This window comes from Bailinhaonella thermotolerans, from assembly GCF_003594875.1.
Taxonomy (GTDB): Bacteria; Actinomycetota; Actinomycetes; order Streptosporangiales; family Streptosporangiaceae; genus Bailinhaonella; species Bailinhaonella thermotolerans.
Genome location: NZ_QZEY01000004.1, coordinates 187,239 through 211,602, shown reverse-complemented (window position 1 = coordinate 211,602; position 24,364 = coordinate 187,239). Strand labels below are relative to the sequence as shown.

The following is a 24,364-nucleotide window of genomic DNA, read 5'->3' as shown; positions in this document are numbered from 1 at the left end:
CGTACGGCCTGAGCCCGCGGCAGCCGTACGGCCTGAGGCCGCGGGCGCGCGCCGTGCGGTCAGGAGGCGGTGCCGGAGAGGAGCTGGGCGAGCAGGGCCTGGGCCTCGGGCCTGGTGAAGGAGCCGGAGATCGTGAGGTTGCCGGTCACGATTTGCTCGTCCACGGTGGCGGCGGTGACCACGCGGCCCCCGGCGGCGATGGCGATCTTGCGCTTGACGTTCTGGCCGGTGAGCCGGGCGAGCTGGTCGCGGCCGTCCGGCGGGAGGAGGATGACCACGTTGTGGTGGCCGCCCTGGGCGGGCTCCACCGCGATCTTCTCCACCGCGTTGATGGTGATGCCCTGGCCGAGCTGGTAGCAGGTCGCGCCGGTCAGGTCCGGGGCTCCCCCGCCCGAGCAGGCGCCGGGGTACGACCCGGTGACCGGGGCGACCGTCAGCGGGGTCTGGAGCGCGTGCGTGGTGTTCCGCGCGGCTCCCAGGGGCACGGAGGGGTCGCGGGCCAGGACGAACGCGACGACGGCGACCACGACCGCCACCGTGAGGGCGGCCACCGCTCCGAGCAGGAGCGCGACGGTGACCCCTCTGTCGGCGCCGCCCGGCGCCTCGTCCCTCCGCACGCGGCGAGCCTACTGATCGTGAGTCACGCGCGTGTAGCCGCGGGGTTTACACCTCGTCGCGATCATCGGCCGTTCCTTCGCGCCGTGCGCATGGCACACGGCCGGGCGGGCAGCGACAGTGGAGAGGAAGGGTTCGCACCACGCAGCTTCAAGGAGGCGGCTGTGCAGGTCGGAGTGCCCAAAGAGGTCAAGAACCACGAGTACCGGGTGGCCATCACCCCCGCCGGCGTCCACGAGCTGGTACGCCACGGCCACCGGGTCGTCATCGAACGCGGCGCGGGGATCGGATCGTCCATCCCCGACGCGGACTTCGAGGCGGCCGGAGCGTTCATCGCGGCCGACGCCGACGAGGTGTGGGGCCACAGCGACCTCGTGCTGAAGGTCAAGGAGCCGGTGGCCGAGGAGTACCACCGGATGCGCAAGGAGCAGGTGCTGTTCACGTACCTGCACCTGGCCGCCTCCCGCGAGTGCACCGAGGCCATGCTCGACTCGGGCATCACCGGGATCGCGTACGAGACCGTGCAGACCGCGAACGGGGCGCTGCCGCTGCTCGCGCCCATGTCAGAGGTCGCCGGGCGGCTCGCGCCGCAGGTCGGGGCGTACCACCTGATGCGGCAGGGCGGCGGGCGCGGGATCCTGATGGGCGGCGTCTCCGGCGTGTACGCGGCCAAGGTCGTCGTCATCGGGGCCGGGGTGTCCGGCATGAACGCGGCGGCGATCGCGCTGGGCATGCAGGCCGAGGTGCTGCTGCTGGACCGCAACATCGACGCGCTGCGGGCGGCCGACCGCATCTACCAGGGGCACTGCCAGACCGTGGCGTCGAACACCTACGAGATCGAACGGGCGATCATGGATGCCGACCTGGTGATCGGGGCGGTGCTGGTGCCCGGGGCGAAGGCGCCCAAGCTGGTCACGAACGAGCAGGTGAGCCGGATGCGCCCCGGCTCGGTGCTGGTGGACATCTCCATCGATCAGGGCGGCTGCTTCGAGGACTCCCGCCCGACGACGCACGCGAACCCGACCTACACGGTGCACGAGTCGGTCTTCTACTGCGTGGCGAACATGCCCGGCGCGGTGCCGCACACCTCGACGTACGCGCTGACCAACGTCACCCTCCCCTACGCGCTCGCGATCGCGAACAAGGGTTGGCGGGCCGCGCTCTCCGCGGACCCGGCGCTCGCCCTCGGCCTCAACACGCACGCGGGCCGCCTCACCAACGAACCCGTCGCCCAGGCCCACGGCATGGACTCGATCCGCATCTCCGACGCGCTCGGCTGACCGCCGCGGCCCGCCGCGCCGATCCGGTACGGCTCGCGCCTGGCGCGAGCCGTACCGGACGTGGCCCGAGAGCGCGGGGCCCGAAAACGCGGAGCCTGGGAGCGCGTGGGCCCGAGAGAGCGGGGCCCGAGAGACCGGGCCGGTGGAACCGGGGCCTGTGCGGCCGGGACCGCCGGGGCGGCGCGGGGGTCAGGGCTGGATCGGGGTGCCCTGGGTGGTGCCGGAGCAGGACGCGCCCAGCTCGGGGGTGTCCGGGGCCTGCTTGTACTTCTTGATGAACTCCTTCAGGCGCGGGTCGTCCGCGCCGTCCAGCTTGATCTGGCGGCCCCACGAGCTGGCCACGACCGGGGCGGGCAGCCCCTCGTACGGGCTCAGCAGGAGGTAGCCGTCGTTGCCGACGGTCTCGCGGAGCGTCTCCACCTGGTCCTTGGGCAGGTCCGGCTTGTAGGTGATCCACACGGCGCCGTGCTCCAGGCTGTGGACGGCGTGCTCGTTGCGGATCGGCTTGTCGTAGATGCCGCAGTTCTGCCACTCCTGGTCGTGCGGGCCGCCCGCCGGAGGGGTCTCCTTGTACTGCACGTTCTGGCCGGGCTGGACGTGCTCGCCCCCCGAGTACTTGAACGTCTGCACGCCGGTCAGGGCGCTGGCCTTGCGGTCGTAGATGATGTAGCCCGCGACCAGGCCGATCAGGAGCACGACGACGAACGCCCCGGCGCCCCAGGTGAGGAGCGCGGTGCGCCGTTCCTTGCGCTTCGCGTCGGCCCGCATCCGCTCGATGTGCTCGCGCCGGGCCTGCGCCTTGTTCTTCGACATCCTGCCTACCTGGCGTTAGAAGGGGGGTTCGATCACATTAGTGCCTCGATTCGTAAAGCGAGAATAAGCCTTTCGCAAGATGCTCGGGTTCCCGGACGCCCTTCCCCGCTGGGTAGCCTTCGAGACGTGGAAGCCCCCGACGAGACCTCGCCCCAGCAGGCCGCGCCCCGGCGCCCGGAGCCCGGGCGGACGGAGCCCGAGCGGCCCGATCCCGGGCGGCCGGAGTCCGCCCCGCCGGAGCCCGGGCTGCCCGAGTCCGGGCCGCCGGAGTCCGAGGCGGCGGACTCCCAGGCGCCCGCGCCCCGGCGGCGCGTCCCCCTCGCGGGGCTGGTCGTCCTGATCGTGGCCGCCGCCGCCTTCGCGGTGTTCCTGCTGCGGCCGTCCTTCCCCGCGGACGCCTCCGCCGAGGCCGGCTTCTCCCGGGACATGGCGGTGCACCACGCGCAGGCCGTGGAGATGTCGTTCGCGGTGCGCGACGCGAGCACCGCCCAGGACATCCGCACGCTGTCGTACGACATCATCGTCACGCAGACGGCCCAGCGCGGGATGATGATGGGCTGGCTCCAGCAGTGGGGGCTGACCCAGGGCAGCGGCCGGCCGCCGATGACCTGGATGAGCGGCCACGGCCACGGAGCCGCCAAGCCCGGGCCCGGCACGGGCCTGATGCCCGGCATGGCCACGGCCGAGGAGCTGAGGCGGCTGCGGTCCCTCAAGGGCGCCGAGGCCGAGGTCTTCTACCTCCAGCTCATGATCCGCCACCACAAGGGGGGCGTGGAGATGGCGCAGGCCGTCCTGCGCCTGACCGACCGCCCCGAGGTCCGCGCCCTCGCCCAGGGCATGGTCAACACCCAGCAGGGCGAGATCACCCTGATGACGGACCTGCTCCGCAGGCGCGACGCCACCCCCTGAGCCCACCCGGCCCGTACGGCGGGAGCCCGCCCCCGCCGCCGCCGGACGGGCGGGAGCAGGTGGGCGATTCGCGTGCACTACGGTGGTTTTGATGTCTTTTTCGTATTTCGTGAAGCGCCCCGGCGTGCGCGCCACGCTGGCGGCCGCGATGCTGACGGCCGCGGTCGCCGGATGCGGGCAGGAGGCCGTCGGCCGGCTCGCCGCGCAGCCGGGGACGTCGCCGCAGGCCGTCTCTCCCCCGGCGCCGCCGGCCTCAGGGGCCGCGCCCTCTCCGGCCGCCCCCAGGCTCACGCTCGACGACGCGCGGAAGGCCGCGGAGTCCTGGCTGGCCGACCACAACAGGACGGTGAAGGACCGCCACTGGTGGGACGACGACGCCACCAGGGACCGGCTCTTCGCCTTCGGGACGAGGCACGAGATCGTCCTCGAACGGGGGAGCTTCGAGGACGGCAGGGGCAAGCCGCGCAAGCCCATCACGCTGACCGGCGAGCGGACCTACTACGTGCCCAGGGACCAGCCGCCCGACGGCGAGTGGTTCATCCTCCGGGCCACGTACAAGGGCCAGGACCGGGCGCACGTGCTCGCGTTCTGGCGCGAGCCCGGCCGGCCGTTCAAGCTCGCCGCCAAGACCCCGCTGCACTACGGGCAGAAGGTGCCCGAGCCCGTGCGGGACGCGGAGGGGTACGTCACCGCCGCGCCCCCGCTGGACGGCCTGCAGATCGCCCGGGCCTACATGAACTTCTGGGAGTACCCCAGCCGGGAGGGCGGCGCCGGGGGGTACCGCCTCGCCAAGGACAACTACAGCCGCCGCTCCTACCCGGCCGTCACCAAGGGGCTGTACGCCGCGTACAGGTCCCACTCGCCGCCGCACGGCTTCCGCACCGCCGACGGTGGCTCGTTCTACCTCTTCAGCCTGCTCAACAAGCCCGAGGGCATCGTGAACGTCCTCACCGTCGGCGTGGCCACCCGGAAGGGCGGCAAGGCCGTCCACGAGATCGCCGGCGACTGGTTCGCCTGATCCCCCGCTCCCCCGGGCCCCATGCCGTACGGCCGCGCGAGCGCCGGGCGGAAGCCGTACGGCGGGGGGCCGGGGGCGGCGGTCAGGCCGTCGCGGAGGCGGTGAGCAGGGCCTCGGCGGCGGACGTGCGGCGGTAGAGGACGAAACGGCCGGCGCGGAACGAGGCGACCAGCCCGGCGGCGCGCAGCGTGGTGAGGTGCTGGGAGACCGCCCCGGCGGACAGGCCGGTGCGGCGGGTCAGCTCCTGGGTGGAGGCGGGCGAGGTCAGCTCGGCGAGCAGCCGCGCCCGGCTGCGGCCCACCACGGCGGCCAGCGCGTCCGGGACCGGGGCGGCGGCCTCCCACAGCGTCGCGACGCCGTCCGGCGGGTAGCGCAGGGCCGGCTGGTACGGCGGGTCCACGACCGAGAAGACCCGCGGCCAGACGAACGCCGAGGGGACCAGCAGCAGCCCGCGCCCCCGCAGCCGGGACGACCGCCGCACGTGCCGGTGGGCCACGACCAGCGTCTCGTCGTCCCAGCGGACCGCGGGGTCCAGCCCGCCCAGCAGTTCCCGCACCCCGCCCTCGGCGAACCGGCGGGCCCGGCGCAGCACGTCCTCCTCCAGCAGCCGCAGGACGCGCGGCCAGTACGGCGCCAGGGCCACCTCCCAGTACGCCTCGATCGCCTCGGCCAGGCGGGCCAGCCCCCGCGCGGGATCGGCCGCCAGCGCGTCGGTGGCCGGCGTGCGGGGCACGACCGAAAGGCCCCGCCGCACCCGCTCGGCGGGGGTCGCGCGCACGGCCGCGAGCTCCACCGACAGGTCGGGCACCGACGTGGCGGGCGGCGGGCACACGAACCCCGGGATGACCCGTGTCGGCACGGGCACCAGGTCGGCGAGCGGCGCCCAGTCCAGCCGCGCGAGCCGGGGCCGCACCTCCTCGGCCCACCGCCGGTGCACCGGGTGCGCCGCCGGGTCCTTCACCACGCGGACGCCGGCGACGACCTCCCACAGCGGCGACACCGCGAACCGCGTGCGCGCCAGGTCCGCCGCCGTGAACGTCAGCTCCAGCATTCCGCCGCCTCCCGATGGATTCGGCCCAGTCTAAATTCGTTGAGCCCGGTACGGCCCGCGCCGCAGGCTGCCGCCATGACCGCCACCGAGGACCGTCCCGCCCCGCCCCGGCTGTCCGCCGACCCCGACTTCCGCCGCCTGTTCGGGGCGGCCGCGCTGAGCCAGTTCGGCGGCCAGCTCGGCCACCTGGCGCTGCCGCTGCTCGCCGTCACCGGCCTGAACGCCACGCCCGGCCAGGTCGGCCTGCTCGCCGCCCTCGGCGCCGCCGCCTTCCTGCTGATCGGGCTCCCGGCGGGCGTCTGGGTGGACCGCCTGCCCCGCAGGCCCGTGATGATCGCCGCCGACCTGGCCCGGGTGGTCCTGGTCGCCTCGGTCCCGGCCGCCTGGTGGGCCGGCGTGCTCACGATGGCCCAGCTTCACGCCGTCGCCCTGCTCAGCGGCACCGCCACCCTCTTCTTCGACCTCGCCTCGCAGAGCTACGTCCCGCACCTCGTCGGCCGGGCCCGTCTCCTCGCGGCGAACTCCGCCCTGGTCTCCCTGCAGGCGGTCACCGACATCTCGGGCAGGTCGGCCGCGGGCCTGCTCGTCCAGGTCCTCACCGCGCCGGTCGCGATCCTGGCCGACGCGCTCACCTACCTCTGGTCGGCGGCCCGTCTCCGCGCCATCCGCGCTCCGGAGCCGCCGCGCCCGGCCCGCCGTACCCGGCTGTGGCCCGGCGTGCGGGAGGCGGCGCGCTTCGTGGGCGGGGACGCCGCGCTCCGCGCGATCGCGCTCCAGGGCGCGCTGACCAGCGCCGGGGTGCAGCTCTGCCTCGTCATGCTCCCGGTGCTCTTCGTGCGCGGGCTGCGCCTGCCCGAGACGGTGCTGGGGCTGTTCCTCGCCGCCGGCGGGGTGGGCGCGCTGCTCGGGGCCCGCTGCGCCCCCGCCCTGTCGCGCCGCCTGGGCCACGGCCGGTCGGCGCTGTACCCGGCGGTGGCGTCGGCGCCCCTCGCGCTCCTGATCCCCCTGGTCGGCGCCGGGCCCGGCCTGTGGGCGGCCGCCCTCGGCTGGACCGCCGTGGCGTTCCGGGTCGGGGCGAACAACGTCGCCCTGGTCAGCCTCCGCCAGCGCGTCACGCCCGACGAGATGCTCGGGCGGATGAACGGCGTCTTCCGGTTCGTGTTCACCGGGGCGGTCGCGCTGGGCGCGGCCCTCGGCGGCCTGCTCGGCGAGGTGTCCGGTCCCCGCGCGGCCCTGTGGGCGGGCGCCCTGTGCCTGGCGGTCTCCTGGGCCCCGATCGCGTTCTCCCCGCTCCGCCGCGCCCGGGACCTGTCCTGACCCCGGCTCCCCGCCCGTACGGCCCGGCGGCGGGGGCCTGGGCCGTGCGGCGGGGAGGCGGCGCGCGCCGTACCCGGTGGGTCAGTCCTTCACGGCTCCGGCGAGGCCGGCGACCAGGCGGCGCTGGACCACGAGGAAGAAGATCAGGACGGGGATGGTCATCAGCGTCGAGGCGGCCATGATCCCGCCCCAGTCGTTCTCGTCCGGTTTGAAGAAGACCAGGAGGGCGGCCGGGAGGGTCTGGTTGTCCTTGGCCGAGATGATGAAGGTGCGGGCGAAGACGAAGTCGTTCCAGGCCGTGATGAACGAGAAGACGCTGGTGGCGACCAGGCCGGGGGCGACCAGGGGGAAGATGATCCGCCACAGGATCACCGGCCTCGTCGCGCCGTCGAGCATCGCCGCCTCCTCCAGCGCGTCGGGCACCGCGGCGACGAATCCGCGCATCATCCAGATCGCGAACGGCAGCGTGAACGCCAGATGCACCAGCACCAGCGAGCCGAGGGTGTTGAGGCCGACCGCGGGCACCGCCGTCCCCAGGTCGCGGACCAGGAAGAAGAGCGGGATCGTCAGCGCCTCGACCGGGACCATCTGGGCGATCAGGAACATGATCAGGACGGTGGTGCGGAAACGGAACCGGAACCGCGTGACCGCCACCGCCGCCAGGAACGCCACCAGGGCCGACAGCACGACCACCGTGAGCGCCACGCCCAGCGAGTTGAGGAAGTAGCGCGCGAAGTTCTCGCCGGTCAGGACGCGGCGGAAGTGCTCCAGCGTCGGGGAGAGCGTCCAGGGCCGCACCGACAGGGACGTGATCTCCCCGGCCGGCTTGAGCGCCGACAGGACCATCCAGTAGATCGGGAAGATCGTGACCACCGCGGCCAGGATCGCGATCGTGTTCGCCGCCAGGCGTGCCCTCTTCACAGCTCTTCTCCCGTACGGCGGAGCGCGCGGATGTAGAACAGGGTGACCGCGAGCAGGATGAGCGTCATGACGACGCCGATCGCCGAGCCCAGGCCGTACTCCGAGGAGCCGAACGCGGTCTGGTAGGCGTACACGTTGAGCACGCTGTTCTGCCCGGCGATGCCGCCGCCGTTGGTCATGACGTAGATCTGCGTGAAGATCTTGAAGTCCCAGATGATCGACTGGATGACCACGATCGTGATCAGCGGCCGCAGGATCGGCACGACCACCCGCCGGAAGGACTGGTACGCCGAGGCGCCGTCCAGCGCCGCCGCCTCCAGCACGGACGCGGGGATCGCCTGCATCCCGGCGTAGAGGGTGACCATGACGAACGGGAACGAGTGCCACACGACGGTCGCCCCGACCAGCGCGAACGCCGTCCACTTGCCGTAGAACCAGTTGAAGCCCTCGATGCCGAGCACCTGGTTGACCAGCCCGAGGTCGGTGTCGAACAGGAACATCCACACCGTGGACCCGGTCATCGCCGGGGCCGCCCAGGCCGCCATCGCCGCCAGCGACAGCAGCAGGCGCGGCACCCGCCCGGCCCGCGTGAGCACGACCGCGAGGAACGCCCCGACCGCGAGCGTCGCCACCACGAGCGCCGCCGCGAACACCACGGTCTGCGCCAGGACGGCCCAGAAGCGCTCGTCGGCCACGAGCGCGGCGTAGTTGCCGAATCCGATGAACCGCGTCGGCTCCCCGCCGCTGACCTGCGCCTGCCGGTAGTCGAAGAACGACAGCAGGCCGAGCATGTAGATCGGGTAGCCGAACAGCGGCACGAGCACCGCCGCCGCGGGCAGCAGGTAGAGCCACGGTGTCCCGCGGCCCCTCCGCGCGCCCGCGCGCGACGGCCGGCGGCGGACCCGGGCCGCGCCCGGGTCCGCCGTGGTCATCGCGGTCATGAGCCGGACAGCGCCGTGGTCACCGCCGACGCGGCCTCGTCGGTGGCCTGCTCCAGCGTGGCCTGCTTGCCGGAGATCTTCTGGAGCATGGTCGGGATGACCTTCTGGTTGTCGATCTTCACCCAGCCCGGGTGGATCGGCACGAACCTGGTGCCCGCGCTGACCGTGTCGAGGAAGGGCTTGAGGAACTCGTCCTTGGCCGCCAGCTCCTCGCGGGCGGACGTGAGCGTGGGCAGGTTGCCCATCGCCTCGTACATCTTGAGCTGGTACTTCTTGCCGCCCAGGAGCTGGAGGAACTGCACCGCCAGCGAGCGGTGCTTGCTGTTCTTCATGACGCCGAGGTTGTTGCCGCCGGCGAACGCCGGGGCGATCGTGCCGGGCTTGTCGCCGGGCAGCGGGACGACCTTGTACTTCCCGGCCGCCGCGCCCGCGTCCACCGCCGAGCGGCTGAAGTTGCCGAGGATGCCCATCGCGGCCTTGCCGCTGGCGAACAGCTCGACCGTCTTGCCGCCGGTCAGGCCCGCGCACGCCTGCGGCGGGCAGTTGTCGTCGCTGAGCAGGTCCGTGTAGGCCTTCACGCCCTTGCGCGCCTCCGGCGAGTTCAGCTTCTCGATCTCGCCGCCGGTCGCCCACACGAACGGCAGCGCGCCGAAGGTGTACTCGCCGCCCACGGCCAGGCCGTACAGGTCCTTCTTCTTGGCCCGGATCTCGCGCGCGGTCTTCGACAGCTCCTCGATCGAGGTCGGCGGCTTCAGCTTCAGCTCGTCGAACACGTCGGTGCGGTAGTAGAGCGCGCGGATGCCGATGAACCACGGCATGCCGTACACCTTGCCGTCCACCGTGGCGGACTTGAGCAGGTCGGCGTTGACGTCCTTGCCCTCGGACCAGTTCCGCAGGTCCGCGCTCAGGTCGGCGAACCCGCCCGCGGCGGCGTACTCGGCCAGGTCGGTGTTGCCGTACTCGGCCACGTCGGGGGCGCTCGCGGGGTCGTTGAACGCGCCCTTGAACTTCTCGTGCCGGGCGGGCGTGGTCGGGATGTAGGTCACCTCGACCTTGACGCCCTTGTTCGCGGCGGTGAACTCACCGATCGCCTCGCCGACGACCTTCTCCTTCGGGGCGCGGTTCGGCTCGTCGAACAGCCAGACCCGCAGCGTCCCGGTCTTCTCGTCCCCGCCGGCGGACGACGGCGCCGTGGACGGTGCGCAGGCGGCCAGCGCAAGGAGCGCGACACCTGCGGCGGCCCAATTGACGATCTTCACAAAAGCCACCTCCTCACTTGGCCGCCGACCGTACGAGCATCCCCGACAACCGACAAGAGACCTATCTGTTTGTTCTGCAATGCAGAACACCGTGCCGAATAACGGTGACAGGAAGGCCGCCGCCGCTCTACGGTGACCACGTGCCCGACCCCGCCCCCCGTGCCGCGGAGCGCAACCAGTCCTCCTCGCTGCGCCGGGCCCTCGCCGTGCTCGCCGAGGTCCGCGACCACGCCGGACCCGGCCAGGGGCTCACGCTGTCCCGCCTCGCCGAGTCCCTGGCCATGCCGAAGAGCACGATCCTGCGCCTGACGGCCCCCCTGGTGGACGCCGGCCTGCTCGCCCGCGACCGCCGCACCGGGGCGTACCGCCTGGGCGTCGGCGTCCTGCGGCTCAGCCAGGCCTACCTGGGCACGCTCGACCTGCGCACGGTCGCCGCCGAGGAGTCCGCCCGGCTGGCCCGCGAGGCCGGGGAGACCGTCCACCTCGTCATCTACGAGCCCCCGCACGTCGTCTACATCGACAAGGTCGAGAACCAGGCCACGGTGCGCATGGCCTCCCGCATCGGCAGCCGCGCCCCGGTGTACTGCACGGCGGTGGGCAAGGCCATCCTCGCCTGGCAGCCGGAGGAGGCGGTCGCCGAGGTGGTCGCCGCCGGGCTCCCCCCGATCACCAAGTTCACGATCACCGACGGCGACCGGCTCCGCGCCGACCTCCTGCGGACCCGCCAGCGCGGCTACGCCGTGGACGACCGGGAGAACGAGCCCGAGGTCCGCTGCGTGGCCGCCCCCATCTTCAACCACGACGACACGGTCACCGCGGCCCTGTCCGTCTCCGGCCTGACCTCCCGCATCACCGCGGCCCGGGTCCGCGACCTGGGCCCCCGGGTGGCCCAGTCCGCCCTCCGCGTCTCCCGCCACCTCGGCTCCTCCCGCTGACCCGCTGACCCGCGGAGGCGGGATCAGTCCCAGGACAGGGGCGGGATCCCGGCGTACGGCCTCGGCGGGGTGTCCCGGACGAGGGAGGCGAAACCGGCGTCCTGGAGCACGCGGCCCGTCTCGCGGAAGAGGGCGCGGGCCCGCAGCCGCAGGGCCTCGTCGGCGCGGGCGCGTTCGACGAAGGAGCCGGGTCCCTCGCCGAACAGCGCGCTCAGCCCGGGGACGTCGGCGAGCAGCCGCGCCAGGAGGCCGGGCTGCGGCATCGCGCGCAGCGGGACGCCGTCCCCGCCGGTCAGGACGCCGTGCCGGTTCACGTACGCGTGGCAGCCGCCGAGCCGTTCGCCGCTCGGCATGCGCATCGGGAACTCGCCGCCCGGCAGGAACACGCGGTGGTAGTTCGGCTCGGTCGCGTCCACCGCCCGCATCTGCGCCTCGTCCGGCCACGACACGATCAGCGTGGTCTCCGCCCCCGGATCCCGGTACGGCGACGCCGACACGCATCCGGCGAGGCTGACGTGCGCGGACACCCCGACGGCGATCCCGCGCACCACGACCGGCACCATCGGCAGCGTCGCCGGCCGCGACACCTTCCCCAGCTTGTACGCCATCTGCGCCGGGCATCCGTTGGACCCGATCGCCAGCAGCGGATACCGCTCCCCGGTCCGCGCCAGCCCCCATCCGGCCAGCGCCCGGTCCAGCGCCCGCCCGGAGTCCCCCACCGTCCACTCCCCCAGCCGCGCCGCGCGCACCCCGAGCCGGGTGAACGCCTCGCCCCGCAGCAGCCCCGCCTCCTCCGGCCACCGCCCCGGATAGGACAACGGCGCGTGCGCCGGCGCGCACCCCAGCGGCCCGGTCACGTGCTCCCCGGTCGTCATGGCCGGATGGCGACGCCCTCGACGCAGGGGGAGGCCGGGAGGGGGACGCGGGTATCCGGGAACCGGTAGCGGTTGAGATCGGTGATCCGGAAGCCCGCGGCGGTGATGGCGGCGAGGGTGTCGCGGGAGGTGTGGCAGCCGCCGTTGACGAGGGGCCAGACGGTGGCGTCCAGGACCCGCTGGACCCGGCGCAGGCCCGGGGTCGCGGCCCGGACGTGCTCGACGAACCGGAGCTCGCCGCCGGGCCGCAGGACGCGGTGCGCCTCGCGGAGGGCGCGGCCCTGGTCGGGCACCGAGCAGAGCACGAGGGAGACGACCGCGGCGTCGAACGACCCGTCCCCCGCGGGCAGCCGGTCGGCCGTGCCGTCCACGACCTTGACCGGCACCGGGGCGCGGGAGGCGTTCCGCTCCGCCACCTCGCGGAGATACGGCTCGGGCTCGGCGGCCAGCACCTCGGTCACCTCCGGCGGATAGTGGGCGAAGTTCAGCCCGTTCCCCGCGCCGATCTCGATCACGCGCCCGGCGAGCCCGTCCACCAGCCTGCGGCGGTGCGCGGCGAACCCCACCTCGTCCATCGAGGGGCTGAACCGGGCGTAGTAGCGCGCGAAAAGCGGTCTGGCCTTGCTCATACCGGCCTCCGGGGACCCGTCGGGAGCGCTCTCCCCTTTCTACCCGTCCCCGCCGCCTCGCGCCGATCACGCCGCCCCCACGGTGGCGGGAACGGCGTGATCGGCTCGGGAGGAAGGGCTCAGGCGCGGGCGCGGAGGGCGAGGCGGCCGGCGACGCCGGTGGCGGCGAGCGCCAGGACGGCGGCGGCCGCGACCACCCCGAGATACGTCCAGGGCGACACGTACGGCCGGGGCACGCCGGTCATCCCGTTGGCGAAGGCCGTCAGGGTGACCAGGGAGACCGCAGTGCCGAGGATCACCGCGACGAGCACGGCCGTCAGGGTCTCCAGGCGCAGCATGGACAGGAGCTGGCGGCGGGTGGCGCCGACGCGGCGCAGCAGCGTCAGCTCCCTCGCGCGGTCCGCCGTGGCCATGGCCAGCGTGTTCACCACCGAGATCGCGGTGAACGCGATGACCAGCCCCATCGCCACGTAGTTGACCGCCGTGTTCACCGATCCGCCGTCCCCGCCGCTCCCGCCGTCCCCGCCGACCGCGGGGGCCACCTCGGTCCCGGGGTGGGCGCGCAGGGCCGCCGTGATCGCGGACGCGGCCACGCCGGGGGCGCTGACCAGCGCGGTCTGGGCGAGCCGGTCGTCCGCGTGCGGCGCGGCGAGCGCGTGCGGCAGTGTCAGGTCGCCGAACCCGAGGCCCCGGGAGTACACCGCGACCACCGTGAGCGACACGGGCGTCGCGTCGGCCAGGGCCACCGTGAGCGGCGAGCCCACCTTCACTCCGAGCCGCCCGGCCGCGACCTCGCTGACCGCGACCCCGGACTCCCCGAGCCGGTCCAGCGACCCCGACACCACGCCCAGATCCATCGTCGAGGCGAGCCCGCCCGGGGTCACCGCCTGCGCGGAGTACTTCTCCAGGTCGATCCGGACCGTCGTGCGCAGCACCTCGGTCACCGCCTCCACGCCCGGCACCCGCCGTACGGCGTCGGCGGCCGCCGGCGAGACGCGGGGGCCGAGCACCAGCCCGGCCCGCGTCCCGTCCCGGGACTCGGCGCCGACGGCGTCGCCCATCGTGTCCTGGACGAAGAAGATCGTGCAGCTCATCGCCACCATGAGGGTCAGCGGCGCGATCACCGAGGCGGTACGGCGGATCGCGGCCCGCAGGTTGGCCGCCGCCAGGTACCCGCCGGCCCGGGAGAGCCGCAGCGGCGCGCCCAGCAGCGCCGTCATGACCCGGGCGACGACCGGGGCCAGCAGGGTCAGCCCGATGGTCCACACGATCGCGGTCAGCATCACGACCGGGCTGGAGGCCGCCTCGGTGCTCAGCCCCGACAGCACCAGCGTCAGCGTGACCGCCCCGGCGAGCACGGCGAGCCCCGCGAGCAGCCGCGCGACCCCCAGCCGCGCGGACGGCAGGGCCGCGTCCCCGAGCGCCTCGACGGGCCGGATCCGGGAGGTGCGGCGGGCCGACACCCGCGCCGCCGCGAACGACCCGGCGACGGCGGCGAGCACGGCCGCGGCGGGCGGGAAGGGGCCGACCACCAGCGGCAGGTTCCCGGGCATCGCGCCCAGCGACACGAACATCGACCGCAGCAGGGACGCCAGCGCGAGCCCGAGCCCCGCGCCCGCCGCACCGGCGACCAGGCTGATCAGCAGCGCCTCCCCGCCGATCATCCGGCGGATCTGCCGGGGCGTGGCCGCGATCGCGCGCAGCATCGCGATCTCCCGCTGCCGCTGCTGGATCGACAGCGCGAACGTGCCCACGACCACCAGCACCGCGACCAGCAGGGACGTCCCGCCGAGCGCGCCGCCCAGGCTGATCAGGCGGATCCGGGCGTTCTCCGCGCCCAGGAACTCCACCTTGCCGCGGTCCTCCCCGGTGTACGGCAGCGCGCCCGAGCCCGCGAGCGCCGCCGACACGTCCACGGCGGGGAACACCCCGATCGCCGTGACCTGCCCCGGCCGTCCCGCCAGCCGCCGCGCCTCGGCGGTGGAGAAGAACAGGCTGACCTGGTTCGGCAGCGTCTCCCTGGTCACCCCCACGACGGTGTACGCCTTGGGCCCGGCGGCGGTGAGCACGGTGATGCGGGAGCCGCGCACGGAGGCGTCCACGACGACCTCGCCGGCAGTGGTCGGCGCCCGGCCGGCGCGCAGCGTGAACGGGGTCAGCCGCGCGGACTCCCACCCGTGCCCGACGGCGGAGGGCCCGCCCGCGACGTGGGCGGGGAAGCTCACCTCGGGCACGACCTCGCGGACCCCGGGCACGGTCCCGATCCGGGCGGCGAGCGAGGCGGGGATCCACACCCGCCCGGCGACGGGCTTGGCCTTGTCCTTGACCTCGACCTCGCCGTCGTCCACCTCGCGCTCGACACGGTGCACGTTCTGGTCCCCGGCCACGATCAGCGGCGTCCCGGCGTACCGCTCCGGCTGGACGGCGCCGCGCAGGCCGGTGTCGAGCAGCACCCCGCAAGCGCAGACGAGGGCGGCGGCGAAGAGCAGCGCCAGGAAGGCCCCGGCGAACCCGGCCTTACGGTGACGCAGCGTGTTCAGGGCGAATCCCAGCATCAGACGTACGCCCCCAACCGGGTCATGCGCTCGGCGACGGCGTCGGCGGTCGGCGCGCGCATCTCGTCCACGATGCGGCCGTCGGCCAGGTAGAGGACGGTGTCGGCGTAGGAGGCGGCGACCGGGTCGTGGGTGACCATCACCACGGTCTGGCCCATCGTGTCCACGACCTCGCGCAGCAGCGTGAGGACGTCCCGCGCCGTCATCGTGTCCAGCGCCCCGGTGGGCTCGTCGCCGAACACCACCTCCGGCCGCGTGATCAGCGCCCGCGCGATCGCCACCCGCTGCTGCTGCCCGCCGGACAGCTCCGCGGGCCGGTGTCCCGTACGGCCGGCCAGCCCCACCCGGTGGACCACCTCGTCCAGCCACGCCCGGTCCGCGCGCACGCCGCCGAGGCGCAGCGGCAGCGTGATGTTCTGCGTCACGGTCAGCGAGGAGACCAGGTTGAACGCCTGGAACACGAAGCCGACGCGCTTGCGCCGCAGTTCGGTCAGCCGCGTCTCGTCCATCCCGGTCAGCTCGGTGTCGCCGAGCCGCACCGAACCCGAGCTGGGGCTGTCGAGCCCGGCGGCGCAGTGCAGGAACGTGCTCTTGCCCGACCCCGAAGGCCCCATCACCGCGGTGAAGCTGCCGCGCGGGATTCCCACGGTCACCTCGCGCAGGGCGGCCACGGCGCCCTGGCCCCTGCCGTACACCTTGCTCACGGCCTGCAAACGAACTGCGTCATCCATGCCCGCAAGTCTGCTGACCAGGGCGGACGCGGACCAGAGACGTGATCACCGGTTCGCCGGGAATGCGTCACGGGGCGTTCCGGGACGCGGTCAGGCCGCCGGGCGGGACGTGGTCAGGGGCGGCCGTGTGATGAAATCACATATCGGACACTGGTAGACATAACCCGTGATCAAGCTGCTGCTCGCCGAGGACCAGCACGTGGTGCGGAGCGCCCTCGCCGCGCTGCTGGAGCTGGAGGACGACCTGACCGTGGTGGCGCAGGTCGGGTCCGGGGACGAGGTGGTCCCGGCCGCGCTGGCGCACACGCCCGACGTCGCCGTCCTCGACGTGGACATGCCCGGCCTCGACGGCCTCTCGGCCGCCGCCGAGCTGCGCGAACGTCTCCCGCGGTGCCGGGTGCTCATCCTCACCGGCCACGGCAAGCCCGGCCACCTGCGCCGGGCGCTGTCGGCCGACGTGGGCGGGTTCCTGCTCAAGACCGCTCCGCCCGACGACCTCACCGGCGCCATCCGCACGGTCGCGGCCGGGGGCCGGGTGCTCGACCCGTCCCTGGCCGTCGCCGCCTGGGACCTGGCCGGCAACCCGCTGACGCCGCGCGACGCCGACGTGCTGCGCCTGGCCGCCGAGGGCGCCGACGCCGACGAGATCGCCGCCCGCCTCCACCTGTCCCCGGGCACCGTCCGCAACTACCTGACGGCGATCGTCGCCAAGCTCAACGCCCGCAACCGCACCGACGCGGTCCGCATCGCCCACGAGGCCGGCTGGATCTGACCCCGCCGGCGTACGGCGGAGCGGGCCGCCCCGGTGACGGGTGCCCCGGCGGGTCAGGAGGCGGCGGGGACGGCGGACTCGGTGACCGGCACGGGGACGGCGGCGGTGAGGTGGAACACGCCCGCGGCCACGCGCGTCTCCAGGCGGCCGTCGAGGGCGGCCAGCCGGGTCGTGAGGTTGCCCAGGCCGGAGCCGGGAGGGGCCGCGGGGGCGCGGACGCCGTCGTTCTCGACGGTCAGGACGACGCGTCCCGCCCCGGACGCGGTGGTGACGGCGCAGCGGGTCGCCGAGCTGTGCCGCAGGATGTTGGTGACGGCCTCGCGCAGGACGGTGGCCAGCACGGTCTCGGCACGCTCGGGGAGCGGGCCGTGGGCGAGCGTGATCTCGGCCCGGCAGCCGGCGGCGGCCAGCACCGAGCGCACCGACTCCGCCTCGCCGGCCAGCGTCATCGCCCGCTGGTCCCCGTAGACGCTGCGCATGTCGGCGCGGGCGCGCTCGGCCATCTCGGCGACCTCGGCCAGCTCCGCGCGCGCCCGGGCCGGGTCCCGCCCGGCGAGGCGGCGGGCCAGCTCGCACTTCAGCAGGATCGCGGCGAGGCTGTGCCCGAGCAGGTCGTGCAGGTCGCGGGCGGTCCGCAGCCGCTCCTGGACGACGGCGGCGCGCGCCAGCCGGTCCCGCGCGGCGCGCAGCTCCCTGACGAGCTGCGCGAGCCGTACCAGGCCGTAGATCACCAGGCCGGTCACGAGCGTGCTCAGGGTGCGGTTGGCCACCACGTCGGGCGGCAGGCCGTACGCCACGGAGAGCGCGCCGGTGCCCGCCATGGCGGCGGCGACCAGCGGCCACGACAGGACGGCGGGGAGCGCCAGCAGCAGCGACCCGGCCAGGAAGCTCGGCGCGCTCACCCAGGCGGCCCCGAGCGCGGGCAGCGGCAGGTAGGTGAGCGCGGCCTGGACGGCGAGCGCGCCCCGGTGCCGGCCCCGGGCCTGCGCCATCTGCAGCGCGCCCACCGCGAGCAGGCAGACGGCGGCGAGCGGGAGCAGCGGGACGGGGGTGAAGATCAGGCCCTTGGCGCTGAACCCCGCCACGACCGCCGCGAGCAGCCCCAGCGAGAGCGCGTAGGCCGAGTCGCGGTCGGGTTCCGGCGGCGCGGGGCGGGCGGGCACGGCGGCCTCGACCTCGAACCGCCCGTCCGGCCGGAGCCCGGCGCGGAACTCCCCGCCCACCCGGGCCAGCCGCCCGGGCAGGTCGTCGAGCCCCGCCGCCCCGTCCCCGGCCGCGCGCACCCCGTCGCTGACCACGCGCAGCCGTACCAGGCCCGCCCGCTCGGACGTCTCGATGAGGCAGTGCCGCGCCCCGCCCGCGGAGACGATCGCCCCCACGGCGTCGCGGAGCACCAGGGCGAGCAGGCCGCCGGCCGCTCCGAGCGGTTCGTCGTGCCCGATGCGCACCTCGGCCTCGATCCCGGCCGCCGCCAGCAGGGCCCGCGCCGTGGCCGCGTCCGGCGCGAGCGACAGCGACCGGTAGTCGGCCGCCGCCGCCCGCACCCCGGCCAGCGCCTCCCGCACCACCTCGGCGGTCCTGCCCGGGTCGGGCTCCTCCCCGGTACGGCTCGCGCCCGCGCCCTCGCGCGCCGGGGCCAGCTCGCGGTGGACGGCGTCCAGGCTCCGGCCCACGCGGTCGTTGAGCTCGGCCGCGATGCGCAGGCGTTCCTCGGTGACCGCGGCCACGGCCAGGGCCATGCGGGTGGCGTGCACGTCGTCCACGCGCTCGGTCAGCCGGGTCAGGCCGTAGACGACCAGCGTGCCCAGGATCGCGGTGATCGTGACGTCCAGGGTGAGCAGCGCGTCGTGCGTGCGCAGGGCCTGGAGGGCGGCCGCGCTCACGAGCACGGGCGCCGCGAGCGGCCAGGCCCCGGTCAGCAGCAGGGACCCGGCGGTGAAGCCGAGCACGGACACCGAGGCGCCGGTTCCGAGCACGAGGGCGTAGCCCAGCGCGGCCTGGACGGCGAGCAGGGCGGGCCCCCGGAGGCGCGACAGCCGGGGCAGGACGTACACGAGCTGCGCGGCGAACACCCCGGCGACGAGCGCGACCGGGCCCGCCTCGGGCAGGGCGGCCAGCGCGTAGACGGCGCAGAGCGCGGCCAGCACCGCGATCGTGACGGCACGCGCGGTGCGGGGCGCGATGTCGGTCTCCTCGGCCCGCTCCCGCATGCCCTCTATATCCCCCTATATCGCTTTATGGCAGGAGTCTAGAGGGCGGCGTCCGGGGTCACGAGTCGTCGGGCAGCTCCATCTCGGCCGCCCGCCGGGCCTGCCGCTTCAGCTCGGGGATGTCCCTGCAGCCCCCGAGGTCGGGCTGGTCGGGGCTGATCCGCCGCCCGCGCCCCCAGGGCGTGCCCTCGTCGAGCGGCGGCGTGTCCTCGCGCCCCTCGCGCGGCGACCGCTCCGCCCCGGTCACCTCGCCGGGCGCGCTCGCCGCCACCCCGCCAACGCCGGCCGCGCTCCCCCGCCGATCCGCACGCCGCTTCTTCCCCACGGTTCCTCCCCGAGTCTCACGTCCCTGACCCCACCCCCCTACCCCCGCGACGCCGGAGGACCCCCGCCCCTCGCGTCCGTCCCGCGGGGCCCGGTCACAAGACGCGCGAGAGGTCGTGACCAGGCCGCAGGCCGGGGCCGGTCAGTGGGCCACCACGATCCAGCGGATCCGCAGGTCTATCCAGGCGCCCGCCGCGCCGACGCCGGTGGCGCCGCCGAGGCTGTGCCAGGCGTGGGCGGCGAGCCAGGGGCCGACCTTGACGGTGTACTTCACGCCGGGCGAGACGTGGAAGCGGGTCTTGACGTGCGCCCCGACCTCCTGGCCGTCGTCCTGCACCTGGATCGGGCTGTCGCCGTGGCCGCGGTCGAACCAGGTCGAGCGGTACGGCTCGCCCGTGTGGTGCGTGCCTCCCCCGCCGATCCCGCCGCCGCCCCAGCTCACGGTGGCGTACGCCTGGATCTCCAGCCCGCCCGCGGCCTTCCCGCCTCCGCCGATGCCGCCCAGCTTGCCGATCTGGTACAGGTACCGGTACGACACCAGCGGCCGCGCCTCGACGACCGCCGGCCGGTCCGTCGTCATCACCAGCGAGAGCCCGTTCGCGCCGCCCTGGTCGTTGCCGGGGCTGCCGACCATGTGCCCGGCCACGCACCGGATGAAGACCCGCCCGGTCCCCGCCTCGGTGAACCAGTGGTTCGCCTGTCCCCGCGTCCACTCGGGCCCGTACGGCGGCACGATGATCTGCGTCGCCGGTTCCCTCAGGTGCAGGTCCCCCGGGCTCGGGGCCTCGCCGCCGAAGTCCAGGGGCGCGATGTCGCCGGGCTCGTACGGCCCGCTCAGACGGCGCTCCCGCCGCAGGGCCAGCACCTCGGGCGGGGCCTCGGCCGGCTCCTCCAGGTTCTCCGCCGCTTCCTCCGCCACCTTGCGCGCGTCGTCCCCGCGCAGAATCCGAATCCCCATGCCGAAAGGGTCCGCGCCCGCGCCCGCCCTGTCATGAGTAGGGGCCTACTCATCCTGGGCCGCCCCCGCTCCCGTACGGCGTGAGCCCCGTCCGCCGGCCGTACGGAACGGGCCTCGCCTCCCCCCGGCGTACGGCATCAGCCGCCGGCGCGCGGCGCCGTACCCCTCGCCGAGGACCGCGGGGCGAGGGCGCGTGGCGGGATGTCATGCCGGTGAGCTGGGGCGACACGGGATCCGGGGGCCCGGTCGCGGGCGGCGGGGAGGGGCGGTGGATACTGCGGATCATGGGAGCCCCCCGGTTCGATCTGGCGACCCTGCACGAGGCGATCGCGGCCGCGGCGCCCGAGCGGGAATGCCTGGTGTGGCGTGAGCGGCGGTACACCTGGGGGGAGGTGACCGAACGGTCCCGGCGGCTGGGGAACCTGCTGCGCGCCCGGGGACTCGGGTTCCGCGGGGACGCGGGCGAGCCGTGGGAGTCCGGGCACGACCACCTCGGGCTGTACCTGCACAACGGGCCGGAGTACCTGGAGGCGATGCTCGGGGCGCACAAGGCCCGGCTCGCCCCGTTCAACGTGAACTACCGGTACACCGGCGAGGAACTGGACTACCTCTTCCGCGACGCCCGGCCGCGCGTGATCGTCTACCACGCGCGGTTCGCGCCGGTCCTCGCCCCGGTCGCGCCCGAGGGGACGCTGCTGCTCCAGGTCGCCGACGAGTCTGGGAACCCCCTGGCGCCGGGCGCGCTCGACTACGAGGAGGCGCTGGCGGCGTCCGACCCGGGCCCGGTCCAGGCCGAGCCGGGCCCGGACGACCTGCAGATCCTCTACACCGGCGGCACGACCGGCATGCCCAAGGGCGTGCTGTGGCGCATCGGCGACCTGATCGACGGGCCGCTGGGGCTGCGCCGCCGCGACGGGTCCGGGTACGGCTCGCTGGAGGAGGCGGTCGCCCGCGCCGTCACGTCGCCGCACCGGCTGCTGCCGGCCCCGCCGCTGATGCACGGCACCGGCACGTGGTACGCCCTGAGCGGCTGGTGCGCGGGTGCGACCGTGGTGATCGCCGGCACGGTGGACCGCCTGGACGTGCCGGGCCTGCTCGACGACCTGGAGCGCGAGCGCGTCACCGGCCTGGCCATCGTGGGCGACGCGTTCGCCCGCCCCCTCGTCGAGGAACTGGCGCGGCACCCCCGCGACCTGCGCCTTCGCGCGATCACCAGCTCCGGCACGATGCTCGGCGCGGGCCTGAAGAACCGCCTGGCCGAGCTGGTCCCCGGCGTGCGCATCGTGGACACCCTCGGCTCGTCCGAGACCGGACAGCAGGCGGTACGGCTGGGCGCCGGGGACGCGCCGTTCACCCCCTCCCCCGGCACGGCGGTGCTCAGCGCCGACCTCACCCGCCGCCTGTCCCCCGGGGAGGAGGAACTGGGCTGGCTGGGCAAGGGGGGCGCGGTCCCGCTGGGGTACCTGGGCGACCCGGAGAAGACCGCCCGCACGTTCGTCACGGTGGGCGGCGAGCGGTTCGCCGTGCCCGGGGACCGCGCCCGGCTGCTCGCCGACGGCACGGTGGAGCTGCACGGGCGCGACGCCACCGTGATCAACACCGGCGGCGAGAAGGTGTTCGCCGAGGAGGTCGAGACCGTGCTCCGGGAGATCCCCGGCGTCCTGGACGCCCTGGTCGTGGGCCGGGCCAGTGAGCGCTGGGGCTCGGAGGTGGTCGCGGTCGTCGCGCTCGCGGAGCCGTACGTCGGCGACGACGACCTCCGGGCGGCCTGCGCGGGACGCCTCGCGCGGTACAAGCTGCCCAAGGCGTTCGTGCGCGTGGACCGGGTCGCCCGGCATCCGAACGGCAAGCCCGACTACGCCTGGGCCAGGGCCGTCGCGGCCGGCGCCTGACCCGCGCGCCGCCGGTCACGCGGCCGCGATCCCATGAGGTCGCGGGACCGCGTGACCGGGGCGGGGTGGCGGGCGCGGCGGGCCCGGCCGGGCGGCCGGGCAGGCGCGTCAGGCCGGGCCGGGCCGGGGCGCGTCAGGCGGAGACGGACTGGCGGTCGGCGCGGCGGGAGCGCCAGAGCTCGTCCACGCCGAACTTGCCGCTGCCGGCCGCCGCGAGCAGGAGCGCGGAGACGCCGAGCACGAGCACCAGCTCGAAGCCGCCGTCCGAGACGAAGATCCCGTTGCCCGCGTGGACGAGGACGAACGCGCCGAGCATGTCCAGGAAGAGCAGGACGCCCGCGATCGGGACGGCGAGGCCGACGATGAGCGCGATGCCGCCGAGGACCTCGACCCAGGTGGCGTAGAAGGCGGAGACCGCCGGGAGCGGGACGCCCATCTTCTCGAAGCCCGCCGCCGTGCCGCCGCCGCTGACCTTCGACCAGCCGTGGGCGAGGAAGACGACGCCGACCGCGATCCGGGTGACGAGGAGAGCGAGGTCTAGCAGGTAGGGGAAACGCCGGTTCATGGGGGATTCCTCCTGTTGTTCAGATTTCAACGACCTCTGGCACACAATACGGTGAAAGTTCAAAGTTGAACAACCTCTACCATGGTCCCATGTCGTCGTCCTCACGTCCGCTCACCACGCGGGAGCTGCGCGCCTGGCTCGGCTTCGTGCGCGCCGGCCACCTCCTCGACCACGAGCTGGAGCGGCAGATCAAACGCGACGGCGACATCTCCCACGCCGAGTACGAGGTGCTGGTCCACCTCGACTGGGCCCAGGACCACCGCCTGCGCATGGCCGAGCTGGCGTCCCGCGTCGCCATCTCCAAGAGCCGCCTGACCTACCAGGTCACCCAGCTCGAACGCGCCGGGCTCGTCGTCCGCACGTCCTGCCCCACCGACGGCCGCGCCGTGTGGGCCCAGCTCACCGACGCCGGCGCCGCCCTGCTGGCGCGCGTGCGGCCCGGCCACCGCGAGGCCGTGCGCGAGAACTTCATCGACCTGCTCACGCCCGAGGAGCTGGACGTGCTCGCGGACGCGATGAGCCGCGTCGTCGCCCGGCTCTCGCCTACTCTCGCGGGATTACTCCCGGCGGCCGATGACAAGCCCGGCGGGCGGGAATAGCGTCCCCGTGTGAGGGTCATCCGCGAGGGCGTGCTGATCGCCGCGATGGGCGCGCTGATCGTCCTCGGCACGCACGGCGCGCAGTCCCAGCAGCCTTCGGCGCGCCCCTTCGACGCCCCGGCGTGCCTCCTGCTGCTGGTCGCCCTCGGCGGGATGCCGCTGCGGCAGCGCCGCCCGTTCACCGCGCTCGGCCTCACGGTCGCGGCCGCCCTGGCGTACACCGTGCTGGGGTACGCCTACGGGCCGTTCATGCTGGCCTCGGTGATCCCGCTGTACACCATCGCGGTGGAGCGCCCGGCCCGGCACGCGGTGGGGGCGGCCCTGGCCGCGTGGGCCGCGCTCATGGCGGGCCGTGAGCTGATCGAGCGGTTCGGCGATCCCCGCGACTCCGTGTTCTACGGCCTCACCCTGCTCGCGTCGCTGCTGCTGCCCGTCTGGGCGGGCGGGACCGTGCGGCTGCGCGTGGCGTACGTCGCGGAGGCGCGCGACCGGGCCGTCCAGGAGGAGCGCGCCCGGCGCGAGGAGGCCCAGCGCCGCATGGCCGAGGAACGCCTCATGATGGCCCGTGAGGTCCATGACGTGGTCGCCCACAGCCTCTCCATGATCAGCGTCCAGGCGGGCGCCGCCCTGCACGCCCTGGAGCGCGCGGCCGGCGGCCGGAACGACGAGGCCGGCGGCCGGGACGACGAGACCGGTGGCCGGAACGACGAGGTCGGGGCGGCGCTGGGCGCGATCCGCGCGGCGAGCAAGGACGCCCTCGGCGACCTGCGGGCCACGCTGAAGGGCTGGCGGGAGGTCAGCCCCGGCCTCGCCCGGCTCGACGCCCTGGTCGCCGAGCTGGAGAGCGGCGGGGTCCCGGTCTCGCTCACCCGCGAGGGGGATCTCGGCGGCCTTCCCCCCGACGTGGACCGCGCCGCGTTCCGGATCGTGCAGGAAGCGCTCACGAACGTCGTACGGCATGCCGCCGGGGCCACGACCCGCGTGCGGCTCCGCCGTACCGCCGCCGAGCTGGCCGTGGAGGTCGTCAACGACGCGCCCGCGCTGGTCGGCGCGCCCGGGGAGGCGCCCGGCGGGGCGGGCTTCGGGCTGGCGGGCATGCGCGAGCGCGTCTCGGCCCTGGGCGGCTCGCTGCGCACCGGGCCGCGCGAGGACGGCGGCTTCGAGGTCGCCGCGCGCCTCCCCCTCGCCGGGTGAG

General features: G+C 74.7%; 23 protein-coding genes. 9 read left to right on the top strand and 14 right to left on the bottom strand.

Features of this window, described 5'->3' with window-relative positions:
* Positions 1-59 precede the first annotated feature (59 nt).
* Entirely contained in the window at positions 60-617 is a 558-nt protein-coding gene (locus D5H75_RS13500; RefSeq protein WP_119926781.1) for a SecDF P1 head subdomain-containing protein, read from the bottom strand.
* A gap of 162 nt (positions 618-779) precedes the next feature.
* On the opposite strand from D5H75_RS13500, the gene ald reads away from it, so the two are divergent.
* The gene (gene ald, locus D5H75_RS13495) at positions 780-1,895 is read left to right on the top strand and encodes an alanine dehydrogenase (RefSeq protein WP_119926780.1); all 1,116 of its coding nucleotides are present in this window, start codon (positions 780-782) and stop codon (positions 1,893-1,895) included.
* Positions 1,896-2,084: 189 nt separating this feature from the next.
* On the opposite strand, the gene D5H75_RS13490 is transcribed toward ald, so the two are convergent.
* Positions 2,085-2,708, bottom strand: coding sequence for a DUF3105 domain-containing protein (locus D5H75_RS13490; protein ID WP_119926779.1), 624 nt, complete (start codon positions 2,706-2,708; stop codon positions 2,085-2,087).
* Positions 2,709-2,834: 126 nt separating this feature from the next.
* Here D5H75_RS13490 and D5H75_RS13485 point away from each other — a divergent pair, with 126 nt between their 5' ends.
* Both D5H75_RS13485 and D5H75_RS13480 read left to right on the top strand, forming a co-directional pair.
* Positions 2,835-3,617 carry a DUF305 domain-containing protein gene (locus tag D5H75_RS13485; RefSeq protein WP_242454216.1) on the top strand — a complete coding sequence of 261 codons (783 nt, stop codon included), beginning with the start codon at positions 2,835-2,837 and terminating at the stop codon, positions 3,615-3,617.
* Between the two features lie 91 nt (positions 3,618-3,708).
* Entirely contained in the window at positions 3,709-4,635 is a 927-nt protein-coding gene (locus D5H75_RS13480) for a DUF8094 domain-containing protein (protein ID WP_147425142.1), read from the top strand.
* An 82-nt stretch (positions 4,636-4,717) separates the two neighbouring features.
* On the opposite strand, the gene D5H75_RS13475 is transcribed toward D5H75_RS13480, so the two are convergent.
* Positions 4,718-5,686, bottom strand: coding sequence for an ArsR/SmtB family transcription factor (locus D5H75_RS13475; RefSeq protein WP_119926777.1), 969 nt, complete (start codon positions 5,684-5,686; stop codon positions 4,718-4,720).
* 75 nt (positions 5,687-5,761) lie between these two features.
* Between D5H75_RS13475 and D5H75_RS13470 the strand changes: the two genes are divergently transcribed.
* Complete coding sequence (locus D5H75_RS13470; protein WP_119926776.1) at positions 5,762-7,003, top strand: MFS transporter; 1,242 nt, start codon at positions 5,762-5,764, stop codon at positions 7,001-7,003.
* 81 nt (positions 7,004-7,084) lie between these two features.
* Here D5H75_RS13470 and D5H75_RS13465 read toward each other — a convergent pair whose 3' ends face one another.
* From D5H75_RS13465 to D5H75_RS13455, 3 genes are read right to left on the bottom strand one after another with little or no spacing between them, the layout of a single operon-like run.
* Positions 7,085-7,924, bottom strand: coding sequence for a carbohydrate ABC transporter permease (locus D5H75_RS13465; RefSeq protein ID WP_119926775.1), 840 nt, complete (start codon positions 7,922-7,924; stop codon positions 7,085-7,087).
* Positions 7,921-8,865 (bottom strand): carbohydrate ABC transporter permease, encoded by a 945-nt coding sequence (locus D5H75_RS13460; RefSeq protein ID WP_119926774.1) that lies wholly within the window; start codon positions 8,863-8,865, stop codon positions 7,921-7,923. Before D5H75_RS13460 ends, D5H75_RS13465 begins: the two co-directional genes overlap by 4 nt.
* Positions 8,862-10,124, bottom strand: a complete 1,263-nt coding sequence (locus tag D5H75_RS13455; RefSeq protein ID WP_119926773.1) for an extracellular solute-binding protein — start codon at positions 10,122-10,124, stop codon at positions 8,862-8,864. The genes D5H75_RS13460 and D5H75_RS13455 overlap by 4 nt, the downstream gene beginning before the upstream one ends.
* Positions 10,125-10,264: 140 nt before the next feature.
* Here D5H75_RS13455 and D5H75_RS13450 point away from each other — a divergent pair, with 140 nt between their 5' ends.
* Complete coding sequence (locus D5H75_RS13450) at positions 10,265-11,059, top strand: IclR family transcriptional regulator (protein ID WP_119926772.1); 795 nt, start codon at positions 10,265-10,267, stop codon at positions 11,057-11,059.
* Between the two features lie 23 nt (positions 11,060-11,082).
* Here the strand turns inward: D5H75_RS13450 and D5H75_RS13445 are convergent, their stop codons facing one another.
* The 4 genes from D5H75_RS13445 to D5H75_RS13430 form a co-directional block, all read right to left on the bottom strand.
* A complete protein-coding gene (locus D5H75_RS13445) occupies positions 11,083-11,934 on the bottom strand; it encodes a hypothetical protein (protein WP_202638119.1) in 852 nt (283 codons plus the stop codon).
* A complete protein-coding gene (locus D5H75_RS13440) occupies positions 11,931-12,563 on the bottom strand; it encodes a class I SAM-dependent methyltransferase (RefSeq protein ID WP_119926771.1) in 633 nt (210 codons plus the stop codon). The genes D5H75_RS13445 and D5H75_RS13440 overlap by 4 nt, the downstream gene beginning before the upstream one ends.
* 119 nt (positions 12,564-12,682) lie before the next feature.
* The gene (locus tag D5H75_RS13435; protein ID WP_119926770.1) at positions 12,683-15,118 is read right to left on the bottom strand and encodes an ABC transporter permease; all 2,436 of its coding nucleotides are present in this window, start codon (positions 15,116-15,118) and stop codon (positions 12,683-12,685) included.
* Positions 15,118-15,849: an ABC transporter ATP-binding protein gene (locus tag D5H75_RS13430; RefSeq protein ID WP_202638118.1), complete on the bottom strand. Its 732-nt coding sequence runs from the start codon at positions 15,847-15,849 to the stop codon at positions 15,118-15,120. Before D5H75_RS13430 ends, D5H75_RS13435 begins: the two co-directional genes overlap by 1 nt.
* Positions 15,850-16,015: 166 nt before the next feature.
* On the opposite strand from D5H75_RS13430, the gene D5H75_RS13425 reads away from it, so the two are divergent.
* Positions 16,016-16,621 (top strand): response regulator transcription factor, encoded by a 606-nt coding sequence (locus D5H75_RS13425; protein ID WP_119926768.1) that lies wholly within the window; start codon positions 16,016-16,018, stop codon positions 16,619-16,621.
* A gap of 53 nt (positions 16,622-16,674) precedes the next feature.
* Here D5H75_RS13425 and D5H75_RS13420 read toward each other — a convergent pair whose 3' ends face one another.
* The 3 genes from D5H75_RS13420 to D5H75_RS13410 form a co-directional block, all read right to left on the bottom strand.
* A complete protein-coding gene (locus D5H75_RS13420; protein WP_119926767.1) occupies positions 16,675-18,831 on the bottom strand; it encodes a sensor histidine kinase in 2,157 nt (718 codons plus the stop codon).
* Between the two features lie 58 nt (positions 18,832-18,889).
* Positions 18,890-19,156, bottom strand: a complete 267-nt coding sequence (locus D5H75_RS13415) for a hypothetical protein (protein ID WP_147425141.1) — start codon at positions 19,154-19,156, stop codon at positions 18,890-18,892.
* A gap of 141 nt (positions 19,157-19,297) precedes the next feature.
* Complete coding sequence (locus D5H75_RS13410) at positions 19,298-20,113, bottom strand: hypothetical protein (RefSeq protein ID WP_119926765.1); 816 nt, start codon at positions 20,111-20,113, stop codon at positions 19,298-19,300.
* A 284-nt stretch (positions 20,114-20,397) separates the two neighbouring features.
* Here D5H75_RS13410 and D5H75_RS13405 point away from each other — a divergent pair, with 284 nt between their 5' ends.
* Positions 20,398-22,005, top strand: coding sequence for an AMP-binding protein (locus tag D5H75_RS13405; protein ID WP_119927107.1), 1,608 nt, complete (start codon positions 20,398-20,400; stop codon positions 22,003-22,005).
* 133 nt (positions 22,006-22,138) lie between these two features.
* On the opposite strand, the gene D5H75_RS13400 is transcribed toward D5H75_RS13405, so the two are convergent.
* Positions 22,139-22,570 (bottom strand): DoxX family protein, encoded by a 432-nt coding sequence (locus D5H75_RS13400; RefSeq protein ID WP_119926764.1) that lies wholly within the window; start codon positions 22,568-22,570, stop codon positions 22,139-22,141.
* Between the two features lie 89 nt (positions 22,571-22,659).
* On the opposite strand from D5H75_RS13400, the gene D5H75_RS13395 reads away from it, so the two are divergent.
* Positions 22,660-23,169: a MarR family winged helix-turn-helix transcriptional regulator gene (locus D5H75_RS13395; RefSeq protein ID WP_119926763.1), complete on the top strand. Its 510-nt coding sequence runs from the start codon at positions 22,660-22,662 to the stop codon at positions 23,167-23,169.
* 9 nt (positions 23,170-23,178) lie between these two features.
* Entirely contained in the window at positions 23,179-24,363 is a 1,185-nt protein-coding gene (locus tag D5H75_RS13390) for a sensor histidine kinase (protein WP_119926762.1), read from the top strand.
* The last annotated feature ends 1 nt before the right edge of the window (position 24,364 follow it).

What these genes read in the sequence shown, in the direction of transcription:
- D5H75_RS13490 (WP_119926779.1), bottom strand. Translation starts at nt 2,708, where the DNA reads ATGTCGAAGAACAAGGCGCAGGCCCGGCGCGAGCACATCGAGCGGATG.
- D5H75_RS13480 (WP_147425142.1), top strand. Translation starts at nt 3,709, where the DNA reads ATGTCTTTTTCGTATTTCGTGAAGCGCCCCGGCGTGCGCGCCACGCTG.
- D5H75_RS13475 (WP_119926777.1), bottom strand. Translation starts at nt 5,686, where the DNA reads ATGCTGGAGCTGACGTTCACGGCGGCGGACCTGGCGCGCACGCGGTTC.
- D5H75_RS13470 (WP_119926776.1), top strand. Translation starts at nt 5,762, where the DNA reads ATGACCGCCACCGAGGACCGTCCCGCCCCGCCCCGGCTGTCCGCCGAC.
- D5H75_RS13460 (WP_119926774.1), bottom strand. Translation starts at nt 8,865, where the DNA reads ATGACCGCGATGACCACGGCGGACCCGGGCGCGGCCCGGGTCCGCCGC.
- D5H75_RS13445 (WP_202638119.1), bottom strand. Translation starts at nt 11,934, where the DNA reads ATGACGACCGGGGAGCACGTGACCGGGCCGCTGGGGTGCGCGCCGGCG.
- D5H75_RS13440 (WP_119926771.1), bottom strand. Translation starts at nt 12,563, where the DNA reads ATGAGCAAGGCCAGACCGCTTTTCGCGCGCTACTACGCCCGGTTCAGC.
- D5H75_RS13435 (WP_119926770.1), bottom strand. Translation starts at nt 15,118, where the DNA reads ATGCTGGGATTCGCCCTGAACACGCTGCGTCACCGTAAGGCCGGGTTC.
- D5H75_RS13430 (WP_202638118.1), bottom strand. Translation starts at nt 15,849, where the DNA reads ATGGATGACGCAGTTCGTTTGCAGGCCGTGAGCAAGGTGTACGGCAGG.
- D5H75_RS13420 (WP_119926767.1), bottom strand. Translation starts at nt 18,831, where the DNA reads ATGCGGGAGCGGGCCGAGGAGACCGACATCGCGCCCCGCACCGCGCGT.
- D5H75_RS13410 (WP_119926765.1), bottom strand. Translation starts at nt 20,113, where the DNA reads ATGGGGATTCGGATTCTGCGCGGGGACGACGCGCGCAAGGTGGCGGAG.
- D5H75_RS13405 (WP_119927107.1), top strand. Translation starts at nt 20,398, where the DNA reads ATGGGAGCCCCCCGGTTCGATCTGGCGACCCTGCACGAGGCGATCGCG.
- D5H75_RS13400 (WP_119926764.1), bottom strand. Translation starts at nt 22,570, where the DNA reads ATGAACCGGCGTTTCCCCTACCTGCTAGACCTCGCTCTCCTCGTCACC.
- D5H75_RS13395 (WP_119926763.1), top strand. Translation starts at nt 22,660, where the DNA reads ATGTCGTCGTCCTCACGTCCGCTCACCACGCGGGAGCTGCGCGCCTGG.